11 protein-coding genes are annotated in these 11,909 nt (G+C 63.4%); 2 read left to right on the forward strand and 9 right to left on the reverse strand.

Translation table 11 applies throughout. The annotated features are described in order from the left end of the window. Window positions 1–11 precede the first annotated feature (11 nt). The 3 genes from JHD73_RS00320 to JHD73_RS00330 are packed head-to-tail and all read right to left on the reverse strand — an operon-like array spanning window position 12 to window position 3,768. Complete coding sequence (locus JHD73_RS00320) at window positions 12–662, reverse strand: OmpA family protein (protein WP_199026621.1); 651 nt, start codon at window positions 660–662, stop codon at window positions 12–14. Then, window positions 659–3,001 carry a DUF802 domain-containing protein gene (locus JHD73_RS00325; protein WP_199026622.1) on the reverse strand — a complete coding sequence of 781 codons (2,343 nt, stop codon included), beginning with the start codon at window positions 2,999–3,001 and terminating at the stop codon, window positions 659–661. The genes JHD73_RS00320 and JHD73_RS00325 overlap by 4 nt, the downstream gene beginning before the upstream one ends. A gap of 17 nt (window positions 3,002–3,018) precedes the next feature. Continuing rightward, window positions 3,019–3,768 carry a DUF3348 domain-containing protein gene (locus JHD73_RS00330; protein WP_199026623.1) on the reverse strand — a complete coding sequence of 250 codons (750 nt, stop codon included), beginning with the start codon at window positions 3,766–3,768 and terminating at the stop codon, window positions 3,019–3,021. Between the two features lie 196 nt (window positions 3,769–3,964). On the opposite strand from JHD73_RS00330, the gene JHD73_RS00335 reads away from it, so the two are divergent. Then, window positions 3,965–5,098, forward strand: a complete 1,134-nt coding sequence (locus JHD73_RS00335) for a class I SAM-dependent methyltransferase (RefSeq protein WP_199026624.1) — start codon at window positions 3,965–3,967, stop codon at window positions 5,096–5,098. A 1-nt stretch (window position 5,099) separates the two neighbouring features. On the opposite strand, the gene JHD73_RS00340 is transcribed toward JHD73_RS00335, so the two are convergent. Continuing rightward, window positions 5,100–6,374 (reverse strand): TIGR03862 family flavoprotein, encoded by a 1,275-nt coding sequence (locus JHD73_RS00340; RefSeq protein ID WP_199026625.1) that lies wholly within the window; start codon window positions 6,372–6,374, stop codon window positions 5,100–5,102. A gap of 217 nt (window positions 6,375–6,591) precedes the next feature. Here JHD73_RS00340 and JHD73_RS00345 point away from each other — a divergent pair, with 217 nt between their 5' ends. Beyond that, window positions 6,592–7,428: an SAM-dependent methyltransferase gene (locus JHD73_RS00345; protein ID WP_199026626.1), complete on the forward strand. Its 837-nt coding sequence runs from the start codon at window positions 6,592–6,594 to the stop codon at window positions 7,426–7,428. A 102-nt stretch (window positions 7,429–7,530) separates the two neighbouring features. Here the strand turns inward: JHD73_RS00345 and JHD73_RS29595 are convergent, their stop codons facing one another. The 5 genes from JHD73_RS29595 to JHD73_RS00370 all read right to left on the reverse strand — a co-directional run bounded on the left by JHD73_RS29595 (window position 7,531) and on the right by JHD73_RS00370 (window position 11,591). Then, complete coding sequence (locus tag JHD73_RS29595) at window positions 7,531–8,499, reverse strand: fimbrial protein (protein WP_199026627.1); 969 nt, start codon at window positions 8,497–8,499, stop codon at window positions 7,531–7,533. 35 nt (window positions 8,500–8,534) lie between these two features. Beyond that, complete coding sequence (locus JHD73_RS00355; protein ID WP_199026628.1) at window positions 8,535–9,005, reverse strand: fimbrial protein; 471 nt, start codon at window positions 9,003–9,005, stop codon at window positions 8,535–8,537. A 598-nt stretch (window positions 9,006–9,603) separates the two neighbouring features. Then, complete coding sequence (locus tag JHD73_RS00360; RefSeq protein ID WP_199026629.1) at window positions 9,604–10,155, reverse strand: fimbrial protein; 552 nt, start codon at window positions 10,153–10,155, stop codon at window positions 9,604–9,606. A gap of 85 nt (window positions 10,156–10,240) precedes the next feature. Continuing rightward, a complete protein-coding gene (locus JHD73_RS00365) occupies window positions 10,241–10,990 on the reverse strand; it encodes a molecular chaperone (RefSeq protein ID WP_199026630.1) in 750 nt (249 codons plus the stop codon). Between the two features lie 325 nt (window positions 10,991–11,315). Continuing rightward, on the reverse strand, window positions 11,316–11,591 hold the full coding sequence (locus tag JHD73_RS00370; protein WP_199026631.1) for a hypothetical protein: 276 nt from the start codon (window positions 11,589–11,591) through the stop codon (window positions 11,316–11,318). Between the last annotated feature and the right edge of the window lie 318 nt (window positions 11,592–11,909).

Here is an 11,909-nt window from a genome sequence, read left to right on the forward strand (position 1 = left end):
GCGTGGACGAATCAGTTGGGCTCACGACGGCCACCGTTGGAAGCAGACTGCCTCGGCACAGGCGCAATCTCCACACGCCGGTTCTTCGCGCGGCCCACATCATCCGCATTGGAACTCACGGGCTGCTGCGAGCCAAACGCTGCCGCAAACACGCTCGACGCAGGGATGCCTTCGTCGATCAACGCGCGCGTCACCGTCAACGCACGCTTGGCAGACAACTCCCAGTTATCGGCAAACTGGCGATTGCCTGCCCGCACCTGCTGGTCATCGGAGAACCCGCTCACCATCAAAATCTCATCGCGGGACGTGAGATACGCCGCCAGCGGGCCCGCCAGACTCTTCATTAGCGTGCGGCCCTCGGGCTGCAACTGATCGGAATTGAGCGCAAACAGCACACTGCCGTTGATGCCGATCCGCCCGTTGACCAGCGTCACGCGCCCCGCCGCCAGCGGGCCGGCCAGTGCCTGCTCCAGCGTCTTACGGCGCTGTGCCTCCGCCTCGCGCTGCTTGACCTCGTTCTCCAGCTTGGACGACAGCTCCAGCTGCACGCCAATCACGCCCACCAGAATCAGCACGAAGGCGCCAAGCACCACCGACATCAAGTCGCCAAACGCGGCCCAGACCGGCGCGGATTCCAGGCCGCCGTCAATCTCGTCGTTCATGCCGCTTCGGTTCCGGCAAGGGCACGCTGGTCGCCAGCATGGCCGCTTGAATGGCCACCTGCATGGCCACCCAAGCGCTGCAGGTCTTCAAGGATCTGCTTTTGCGACAGCATGCTCAGATCAATCACCTCCCGCGCCTGTGCCACGTAGTAGGCAAGCTGTTCATCGCTGCGCGTGAGCGACTTGTCCAGCGCGGCTTCGATCCGCTGCAGGTGCGCCACCAGTTTGTCATTCGACTCACCGAACAGGTGCACCGCCGCGCCAAACGCCTCGCCCAGGCTGGCCACCTCAACGGCACTGCCGGTCACCTGCGCGGCCACTGCGCCCAGCTTGCCGGTCTCGGCCTCAACCCGATCGGTGAAGCGCACACCAACCCGCTCAAGCAGATCCGCCGAACTGGCAACCAGCGCATCCACCGCGGTTCGCTGTTCGGTAGACGCGTGGTTCACAGCGTCGAGCAGCGTCTCCAGCGTGCCCAGCAAGCGCGTGCGCTCTTCCAGCATTGCCGTGTCGCGGACCATGCTGTCCGACAGCTTCTGGCGCAGTTCGGCAACCACTTCGGCTGCCGCCTTGGGCGCCTCCGAGGCAGCCTGCACCAGTCGAGCAATCTCGGCGATCGTGTCGTTAGCGTGGGCCTGTGTTTGCGAAGAGATGTCGCGCGCGGTCTGTGCCAGCGCATCGCAAATTGCCTGTTGGCGGCGTGCCGTGTCGGCACCCGCCTTCTCCCACTCCTGGCTCAGCTTGGCGCCCATTGCACCCAGCGCCTCGGTCCAGGCCGCCAGACGTTGCTGGTCGCGGGCTTCCAACGCGGTTTGCAACGCCACATGCGATTGGCGTGACGTGTCCTGCAGCGAGGCGACTTCACGGGCCGTTGCCGCCAGCGCATCGCAGATGTCCTGCTGACGGCTCGCCGTGTTGGCGCCCGTCTTCTCCCACTCCTGACTTAGCTTGGCGCCCATTGCGCCCAGCGCCTCGGTCCAGGCTGCCAGACGTTGCTGGTCGCGTGCTTCCAGCGCAGTCTGCAATGCCACATGCGATTGGCGTGATGCATCCTGCAACGACACGGCATGTTGCTCGAACGTCGCCGCAGCCGCCTCCAGGGCACGCTGGTTCCGATCCGCCAGTTCCACGTGAGTGTGCTCCTGGCGCGAAAGTGCATCGCTCCAGGCGCCGGACAGGCTGCCCACCGTCGCATCCAGGCGCTCGGCAACGCCGTCGAGCAGACGGGTCGAGCGTTGCTCAAAGGTTTCGGCAAACCGGTCCAGCGAGGTACCGACGTTCCCCACCAGCGCAGCGCTTGCGCGTTGATGCTCCGACAACGCGGTGTTCCAGATGCCCGCGACCGTCTCGGCCGTTGCCTCAAAGCGCGTCGACAGGCCGTCCAGTTGGCGCTGCACGGCTTGCGTTACCGTCTCATGCAGCGCGGCGGATTCACGCGCAAGCCCCGCCATCGTCGTGTCGACCACCGGTTGCAGCGCTGCGCCGGCAACGCGTGCACTTTCAGCGGCACTGTCCTGCAACGACTGCCCGACAGAGGACGCCAGTTGACGGTAGGCCAGTTCCGTCTTGTCGAGAAACGCTTGCTGGCTGGCGATCTGGCGTTCGCTGCTGGCGGCGCTCTGTTGCTCCAGCGCAGCCATCATTGCCTGCAGCCGGTCCACCAGGGCGGGCATGGCGTCCGATTGCCGCTGCAGCAGCTTGAACGTCTCTTCGCGTTGATGCGCGTGGGAATAGATGCGCAGTGTCGTGGCGATCTGGGTGTCGAGCGCCTGAACCGCCTGCAGCCGCTCACGCCGGCACAGCGCGGACAGCAACCCCAGCATGGCGGATGTGGCCACCCCGGCAATCGACGTACCGAACGAGAACCCCAGGCCCTTGACCGGTGCGGCCAGCGACGCGCGAATCGCCTGCAGGTCGGTGGCGCTCTCCAGCGCGGCGCCCGTGCCCTTGAGCGTCATCACCATGCCGAGCAACGTCCCCAGCATGCCTAGCAAGACAAGCAGACCCACCAGATACGGCGTCAGCGCAGGCCCAGGCAGCGCAACGCGCTCGCCTTCCACGCGCAGGCGCACCGCGTTGCGCAGGCTCGGGGGCAGTTGTTCCAGCCAGGCCCCCAGCTTGGGCGGCTGTTCAGACAGCCCGGCCACGGCTTGCGTGAGCGTGCCCGTGGCCTGCTGATAGCGGCGCAACTCCAGCGCACCCGCCACGTAGGCGGCGCCAATCACGATGGTGACGACCAGCGCGAGCGGGTTCACGCCCACGACATAGCCTGCCGCAATCCACCCCAGGGCCACCAGCCCGACAAAGAAGACGATGAGATTCAGGTGATTTCTGGACATGGTGTCCTGTTGAACGCTTAGCGGGTACGAAGGGCGGCAAGCAACCCGTCGACCGGTTGAAAACGAACATCCAGCTCTGCAAGCAGCACGCTCTGCATATCCTTGCGGAACGCATGCAACCATGCGCGGGATGGGGATGTGGGTTGAGTGGTTCGGGCAGCGCTCTCCGGCGGCGCATCTGCCTGCGGCTGCCCAGCCGTGCGCAAGCGCTCGAAGTACGCCCCAAGCATCGTCGGGATGGCACCCAATAGCGTGCGTTCCCGTGCGCCAAGGGCCTGCTCCATGCTGGCGTCCAGCACGGCAAGCCGGGCCAGATCGGGCGTCTTCGCGGCCAGCACGCGTCGCACGCGGCCACGCAACTCGCCAATCTCCATCTCCATGGTCTGCTGCATCAAGAGGTAACGCTGCCGAATATCCGCGTAGTCGACCGGCGCGGCCGGCATGGCGGGTTGAATGGGCGCGCGCCCACCCCCGCCCGGCCTGGCATCAGGCGCACAAGCGGTGGCGATGGACTTTGCCAATGCGGCGCGGACACGGCTGCACATGGTCTCGGCGTCCATGCCAACGGGCCGCACACCCGGGGTGATGGCCGGCGGACTGGTGGCAAGCGCGGTCGAGAGCGTGATGGCATCCGTCCAACTGAGCCATTGGCTCAATCGGTCTGAAAGCGGCTGCCCGGATTCGGAAACGTCGACATCCGTCAGGCGAGCAAGTAAGCGGATCAGCGCAGGGCCGCTGAGCGCCCTGCGTTGCTGGGCGTGCGCCATGCTACGAGTGCCAAAAAAAGGCTGGAGTTTACACTGCCCGCCAGCCCAGACCGCCTTCTGCGAGCGGATCAAGGATCACTTTCATGGAAAGAATCACGGTGCGGTCGACAGCATTCGCCCGCATTGTGCGTTTGCACCGCCAGCGGTATCGTGTCGCCCACAACCGCGCCTTACCCCGCCTTCTACCCATTCCGCTGTGACCAATCACCCCACCCTCACCTGGACAGACGCCGAAACTGGCGCCGACCACACCGCCCTGTGGCGCTCCGAAGCCGGCAACCCGCCACCCAAGCGCGTGGTCATTGCGGACGACCGCATCACCGCAGACGCCGCCTACCGCCTGGCCTGCGAAGGCACCGCACTGCTCTGGCGCGGCGACTTCCAGAACGCGCGCCAACTGCTGCAGGCCATGTCGCGCCGCACCGATCGCAAACCGCGCAAGGAGGCCACCTCGCCCATCGATGCGTTCAACCTCCATCGCCAGGCGCAATCGCAGCGCGCCCGCACGCTCGGCATGCTGCTGATCCCGCTCGATGCCGATTACACGATTCCGCTGCGCCGTGCGCCTGACATGCGCGAAGCCTGCATGGAAGCGTATGGCGCGGGTGAGGCGGCGTCGGTCGTCTCGCTGCGGGAGCTGCTCGGCCTGATCGGCGCGCACGAATGGCGCAAGAAAGGGGTGGAAATTCCCGCGCTGGATGGCAAACGCATTCACCCGCACTACGGCGTGTTCTCACCCGTGCGTGGGGAGTACATCGATCTGGTCGCGCAGGCGCCGTTGCCGTCGAAAGCGCTGGCGTTTGACATCGGCACGGGCACGGGTGTGCTGGCTGCGGTGCTGGCAAAGCGCGGCGTCAAGCGCATCATCGGCACCGATCAAGACCCGCGTGCGCTGGCTTGTGCACGAGACAACCTGACCCGCCTCGGGCTGCAAACCCAGGTGGACGTTGTTGAAACCGATCTCTTTCCCGAAGGGCGCGCGCCGCTCGTCGTGTGCAACCCGCCGTGGCTGCCGGCGCGGCCCAGTTCGCCGATCGAGCGGGCCGTCTACGACCCGGACAGCGCCATGTTGCGCGGCTTTCTCAATGGTCTTGCCGCACACCTTGAGCCCGGTGGCGAGGGCTGGCTGATCCTGTCGGACTTTGCAGAGCACCTCGGCCTGCGCACGCGTGAGGCTCTGCTGGCCATGATCGACGCGGCGGGCCTGCAAGTCGTCGGCCGCCAAGACATCAAGCCCAAGCACCCGAAAGCCTCGGATGAGAACGACCCGCTCTACAAGGCGCGCGTGGCCGAGGTGACCTCGTTGTGGCGCCTGAAGGCGCGCCAGTAACCTAGCGCGTGGCCAGATAGTCGAGCACGCCCTGCCCGGCGGCGGCGCCCGTTGCAAAGCACGCCGTCAACAGATAGCCGCCCGTCGGCGCCTCCCAATCGAGCATCTCGCCCGCGCAGAACACGCCGGGCAGGCGCGCGATCATCAGGTTGGCATCCAACGCCTCAAACGCCACGCCGCCCGCGCTGCTGATCGCCTCGTCGATCGGCCGGGTGCGCGTGAGCCGCAGCGGCAGCGCCTTGATGGCAGCGGCCAACTGTGCAAGATCAGCAAACGCCGCCTTCGACAGGCACTCACGCAGCAGCCCAAGCTTCACACCCGTGATGTTCAGCTTGCTCTGCAGATGGCTCGACATTGAACGCGCGCCGCGTGGCCGCATCAGCTCATCGCGCACACGCTGCGCACTCCACCCGGGCGCCAGGTCAAGCCAGATCGTCGTTTCACCGGCGGCGGCAAGCGCATCGCGAATCGGCGCGGACAACGCATAGACAAGGCTGCCTTCCACCCCCGTCTGCGTGACCATGAACTCGCCCTGGCGGAATTGCAGCGCACCGTCGTCGCCAGACGGCAAACCAATGCCGACCGACTTGACCGGCTGCCCCGCAAAGCGCTCCTGAAAATACGGGCTCCAGTCCGCATCAAACCCGCAATTGGCGGGCTTGAGCGGCAGCACCTGCACACCGCGTGCCTCCAGATGCGGTACCCAGGCGCCATCGGAGCCCAGGCGCGGCCAGCTACCACCGCCCATGGCAAACACGACGGCGTCGGCTTGTACAACACGCTCGCTATCAGGCGTGTCAAAACGCAGCGTTTGCGCATGATCCGATGCCGACGGTGCACCCCACCCCACCCAGCGGTGCCGCATGTGCAACTGCACACCCGCCTGACGCAACCGGTGCAGCCATGCACGCAGCAACGGCGCGGCCTTCATCTCGGTCGGAAACACCCGGCCCGAGCTACCGACAAACGTGTCGATGCCCAATCCATGAATCCACGCGCGCAGCGCATCGGGGTTGAGGCGGTCAATGATCGGCGCAAGCTGTTCGCGACGCGCGCGATAGCGCCCCAGAAACGCATCCAGCGGCTCCGAATGCGTGATGTTCATCCCGCCAATGCCCGCCAGCAGAAACTTGCGCCCGGCCGAGGGCATGGCATCAAACACCGCCACGCGCACGCCTTGGCTGGACAACACTTCAGCCGCCATCAGCCCGGCGGGGCCAGCGCCGATCACGGCAACAAGGGGGGCACTCAAGGGGGCATTCAGCGGTTCAGACATGCGATGGCGGGCGGTGGCGCGCGTGACGCGCGTGACAAACAGGCGGGGGCGCTATTGTCACATCCCCGCTTGGCGCGGGCAAACAAAGCGGCGCATGGCGCGCATGCGGGTGCACGCCCCGTCGCCCGGCCCGCTTTTCGGTAAACTCACGGCTTCGCTCCCGTTTTTCTCTCGGCACCGTGCACCCGCGTGCAGATGCTGCCAAGCTGTCCTGACGATGTCCAACAAGACCCACGAAATCCGCCCCAACCAGTCGATCGAGCTGCTCAAGGAACTGCACATCCTGACGCGCGACGGCAAGATGAATCAGGACAGCCGCCGCAAGCTCAAGCAGGTCTACCACCTGTTCCAGTTTATCGAGCCGCTGCTGGCCGACGTACAGCAGGCCAAGGGACATGTCTCGCTGGTCGATCACGGCGCAGGCAAGTCGTACCTGGGCTTCATCCTGTACGACCTGTTCTGCAAGGAACAACCCGGCGATGGCACCTCGCACATCTACGGCATTGAAACGCGTGAAGAGCTGGTCACCAAGTCGACCGAGCTTGCCGCGCGGCTGGGCTTCAAGGGGATGTCGTTCCTGAACCTGTCGGTGGCGGAATCGATTACATCCGATCGCCTGCCGGCCACCATCGACGTGGTGACCGCACTGCACGCGTGCAACACCGCCACGGACGATGCGATCCGCTTCGCGCTCGAAAAGCACGCGCAGTACATCGTGCTGGTGCCGTGCTGCCAGGCAGAGGTGGCCGGGGTGCTGCGCAAGAACAAGGGCAAGTCGCTTGGCAATGCGCTGACAGAAATCTGGCGCCACCCGCTGCACACGCGCGAGTTCGGCAGCCAGGTCACCAACGTGCTGCGCTGCCTGCAGCTTGAAGCCCACGGCTATCAGGTGAGCGTGACGGAGCTGGTTGGCTGGGAGCACTCGATGAAGAACGAGCTGATCATCGCGCAATACAAAGACCTGCCGCGCCGGCGCCCAACCGAGCGGCTGCACGAGGTGATCAGCACGCTGGGGCTGGAAGAACTGCACGAGCGGTTTTTTGCGCCCGCTTGATAGCGAAAAAAAACCGCGCACTTGCGCGGCTCCCAACATGCAGAAAGGGCTTGAACCGTCGTTGGTTCAAGCCCTTTCGTCTTTGATGTGGCCTAAGCCGCCTCAGTCGTAGTCGAACCGCAGTGTCGGGCTCGCGTTTGCACGGCCCGCCGTTACGGTTCCTGTGCGGTAGTAGCGCGCTGCAATGGGCACATTCAACGTGGCGCCAGCAGCAGCGCTCACGACCGTCGGGGTCGCAGAATTGACGACCAGCGGGTTGCCGCCATACAGCACCTCCACGCCAATGCCCTGGGCAACACCGGCACCCCCTGCTCCCGTCAGGGCCACCGCCGTATTGGGGCCACCGGCGGCTTGCGTACCTTGCAGCGTCATTCTCACGCGGGGCGAACCCGTACAAGTCAACGCAATGTTTTGCGTCCCACTGGCGGTGGATCGAGAGCCGACGTTCGAAAATGAACCACCCGAGACATTGCCCAGCGGAATCGTGATGCTTGTATTGTTGACGGTGCATGTTGGCGCCGCAATGCTCGAGACACGAGCGTATACGTTGTAGCCAACCGTGCCATTACTCACGAATCTTGCCTGCCCGACGAGAACAAGCCCCCCCCGCCAATCAGTGCCATTGCTGTTCAGCTTGACCAACTCAGCTGAAAGGGTACTGGAGCCGAGCGTATAACCGACTGTCCCACTCGAGCTCATCGTTGCAATCGTCAAGGCAGAATCGTTGCCAAGCACGGTGTTGCCCGATCGGAGTACCAAGCCGTAGCGAGAGTTAGCCCCTGCCGTCAGCGTAATCGAGCCATCACTTCCACCCCGCGCCCCTGTGGGCACATAGAGGACCAGCCTGTCGGAGCCCCCTGAACCAGAACACCTGGCGGTCCACGGGGTACCCGTTGCGACAACTGTGGTTCTCCCAAGAGAACCCACCCCTTTGTCGATGATGTTTCCCATCTCAGCAGTGGCTACGTAGTTTCCGCCAGTGCAGTTAACTTGCGCATAGGCGCTTTGTGAAAAATGAAACGCAGCAATGGCCATGAGGCCGTACTTCATTCTCTTGATCAACATCGCCATATACCTTCTTCCCCGTTTCTTGTGGCCGAGCCGCCTCAGTTGTAGTCGAACCGCAGTGTTGGGCTCGCGTTTGCACGGCCAGCCGTTACGGTTCCTGTGCGGTAGTAGCGCGCTGCAATGGGCACATTCAACGTGGCGCCAGCAGCAGCGCTCACAACCGTCGGGGTCGCAGAATTGACGACCAGCGGGTTGCCGCCATACAGGATCTGCACGCCAATGCCCTGGGCAACACCGGCACCGCCCGCGCCCGTCAGGGCCACCGTGGTATTGGGGCCGCCAGCGGCTTGCGTACCTTGCAAGGTCATTCTGACGCGGGGCGAATACGAGCAAGACAACGCAATATTTTGCGCTGCGCTGGTGGTGGAGAACGAACCCACGCCGCCGAATGAGCTGCCCGCGACATTGCCCAGCGGAATGTTGACGCTCCCGGTGTTGACGGTGCAAGTGGGTGTCTGCCGGGTAAAGCCATTCACGCAGGCCCCAATGCCAGCCAAGTAATTGCTCATACCGTCGCTTGCCACCAAATTACCAATGGGAGTTAGCTGCGAACAGAACCCATTATTAAGACTGGTAGTAGCGCTTGTTTTGATCAATTGCGCGGTGATGCCGGAAGGTGCCTGGTCATAGTTGCCTGCGGCCGAATACGTTCTATAGACAACCTCGCTACGCAGCGGAGTCCCGTTATATAGTATTCGTACCGACGCACCATTAATGTTATAGCTCGGCACATCTACATTACTGGCCGGCCGAAGATTCGACGAACCGTTTGCACGTGTGCCATTAACAAGCGTACAGGACAAGGTAGACGGATAAGTTCCTGAATCAACAACGGTGGCTGTTGCCAAGACGCCGCCAATTGGAATATTCGGATTATCTACAACATTATTGAATGTCGCTACCCAAGATCCGACTCGCCCAATGAAGCTCCACGGTTGGCATACGGTATAGCTTGCCATCGCATTACCTGACGCGCAAAAGAAAGCCACGACCCCAAACAACCAAGTGGATAGCCTGAGCCCGCTATTTCCCTTAAAAAATATTGGCCGTTTCATATCAACCTCAACTCAATCAAATAATGCTGTGGTGGCAGCCGCCTGCCCGCGCTTAGTTAATGGTGAACGTCAACGTGGCCGTTGCATTGGCCGCACCGGCCGTCGGGGCGTTTGTGGTGGCGAAATACCGCGCCCCAACACGCACCGTGACAGTGGCGCCAGTGGGGATCGTGACGGCCGTGCCACGCGTCAACAGCGTTGTAGGTGTGCCAGTCGTGGCGGTGCTGTACAAAAGCTGCACGCCCACGCCAGTTGCAATGCCTGTACCACTACCCGTGAGGGCCAGCACGCTCGTGTTTGTCGTGCCGCTGTGTTGCGTGCCGGTCATCGTCATCTTGATGCCAGGGCTTGAGGTGCAGGTGAGCGTAATGTTCTGCATCCCGGCGGTCGGAGAGAACGCTCCAATCGATCCGAGCGTGCTGGCCGCAACGTTGCCGAGGGGAATCGTGAGCGACGCGCCCCCTGTCACCCGGCACTCACCGGTGATATTGCCCGTCACATTAACGGTGGACGTTTGAGCCAAGGCTTCGGTAGCACCACCGGCAATCAGCAGCAGGGCAGCCAGCGCATGGGGCAGGCAACGCTTGTGGTTCGCGATCTTCATGAAGACTCTGTGAGTAGAAGGTTCGGCAATGGCGCCGGTTACGGTTAAGAACTGCGCAGTGCATGCGCATCTGCAGAAAATCGGGTTACGGCACAAGCGGCGCCTCCTGCGCGCTTGATCCGCCGGCGTCGTCAATCACGTCAAAGCTGGCCCGGACGTCGCCACTGGGGCGGCTCGTCAGTTGGAGCGGTGCGAGTGAAAACGTGGCCGTGGCGCCCGGTGCCACCATGCCGCCGTCGTCATTGCGCTTGAGAACGCCGTCAACTTTCAGCCCAACATCCGCAAAGTTGACGTAGTACGGCGTGGGGTTGGTCACCTCCAGGGCAAAGCCCTGGCCGCCCTCGCCCGTCACCCATTTCCAACTGAGTTGCTTGAATGCATCGTTGGGATTGCCCTGCAAGCCCAACGGCCGAAAGATCAGCTTGATGCGTGTGCGCGTTGCAAACTGAACCTGATTGACGCTTGCCCCATTGGCCGCTTTGGGCGGCACCTCCAGCACGTTGAACCAGAACATCGTCTCTTGGTTGTCGGGCAGCGGGTCACCGGTGTAGGTCAACCGCACAGCGTGGCCGCTGTTGGGCTCCATGCGAAACATGGGCGGCCGGATAAAGAACGGCGCCTTGATGGCATCGGGGGTTTCCAGCGGGTCTCCGGTGTCCACCCACACCTGCGCCAGCACGGGCTGCTTGCCCTGGTTAGCCAAGGAGACCGTCACCTCCTTCTGGTCGGCGGGATAGATCACGCGCGTTGCGCCAATCACCACACTGGCTTGCACTGCACTGGCGCCGCACCCCATCACCAACAGGCACGCGGCCATGAAACGGCGGACAGACATACGTCACCTCATGGTTGGAATGTGGATCAACGTGGCCTGGCCCGCCCGCACGTTTGCGACACACATGCGTGCAATCTCTTGCGGCAGGGGGAATTTCTGCGGGCGCTCAACCGCGCTGGCGGCGGAGCCAATGGACAGACCGGAAACGACAGGCCTGATTCTGGAGACTGGCGGGCGAAAGCGTTATAAGACTGCTCCTAAATTTGAGGACGCAGTCGTGCGCGTTTGACTGAGAGCGCGGCATTGCGCCCGCTCTTGGTGGCATCCCCGCCCGTCTCGGGGAACCGTCTTGCTATCGTTATTGGCGTTACTGGCGCTATTGGCGTTATTGGCGCTCGCCAGCCTGCTCTACGGCGGTCAGCACTTCCCACGTTTCAGGGTTGACCTGACACCCTTCCAGCACCATCGACACGAATGCGCCAATGCCATCCAAGAACCCGGCCCGATATTCCGGTGGATGCGCACTGGCGTGGGCCAGCGCCCAGCGCAGCGTGTCGGGGCGGAATTGGCGGTGAATGCGCAGATCTGCCTGCGTGCGGCAGAGGTAGTCTCGCGCAGCCAGTGCGCCGGTCAGGTAGATGCGACGTTGGCTGGGAGTCATTGCGCACCTCCTGACCGGCAGGAATGGGGGCGGTGTTTGGGTGGGGATGGGTAGGACGCGGGACGAGGCCCACGTTGGATGCTTGGCATAGCGCCTCCTTGGGTGATTGGAGGCCCGCCGCTCATTTCCACGTGAGGGTGGCGGGCCCGACAGCGGAGGTGGAAACTGACACCCAAGGAAGCCAGCCAGCCGGGAGTGTCAGGATTTCCGTGTTCAAGGCTGGGGTTGAGAATCACACGGACGGTCGAACGAATCGATCTGCATAGAGGATAGCGAATTGGTTCATAGCGTCCTTCCAAGCGAGACCGGGGCGGTTCC

Origin of the sequence: Ralstonia sp. ASV6, from assembly GCF_016429285.1 — a bacterium.
In the GTDB taxonomy this organism is placed as follows: Bacteria; Pseudomonadota; Gammaproteobacteria; order Burkholderiales; family Burkholderiaceae; genus Ralstonia; species Ralstonia flaminis.

Bases quoted from the DNA above. Each gene is read 5' to 3' on its own strand.
- JHD73_RS00320 (WP_199026621.1), bottom strand. From the start codon at position 662: ATGAACGACGAGATTGACGGCGGCCTGGAATCCGCGCCGGTCTGGGCC.
- JHD73_RS00325 (WP_199026622.1), bottom strand. From the start codon at position 3,001: ATGTCCAGAAATCACCTGAATCTCATCGTCTTCTTTGTCGGGCTGGTG.
- JHD73_RS00330 (WP_199026623.1), bottom strand. From the start codon at position 3,768: ATGGCGCACGCCCAGCAACGCAGGGCGCTCAGCGGCCCTGCGCTGATC.
- JHD73_RS00340 (WP_199026625.1), bottom strand. From the start codon at position 6,374: ATGTCTGAACCGCTGAATGCCCCCTTGAGTGCCCCCCTTGTTGCCGTG.
- JHD73_RS00345 (WP_199026626.1), top strand. From the start codon at position 6,592: ATGTCCAACAAGACCCACGAAATCCGCCCCAACCAGTCGATCGAGCTG.
- JHD73_RS29595 (WP_199026627.1), bottom strand. From the start codon at position 8,499: ATGGCGATGTTGATCAAGAGAATGAAGTACGGCCTCATGGCCATTGCT.
- JHD73_RS00355 (WP_199026628.1), bottom strand. From the start codon at position 9,005: ATGAGCAATTACTTGGCTGGCATTGGGGCCTGCGTGAATGGCTTTACC.
- JHD73_RS00360 (WP_199026629.1), bottom strand. From the start codon at position 10,155: ATGAAGATCGCGAACCACAAGCGTTGCCTGCCCCATGCGCTGGCTGCC.
- JHD73_RS00365 (WP_199026630.1), bottom strand. From the start codon at position 10,990: ATGTCTGTCCGCCGTTTCATGGCCGCGTGCCTGTTGGTGATGGGGTGC.
- JHD73_RS00370 (WP_199026631.1), bottom strand. From the start codon at position 11,591: ATGACTCCCAGCCAACGTCGCATCTACCTGACCGGCGCACTGGCTGCG.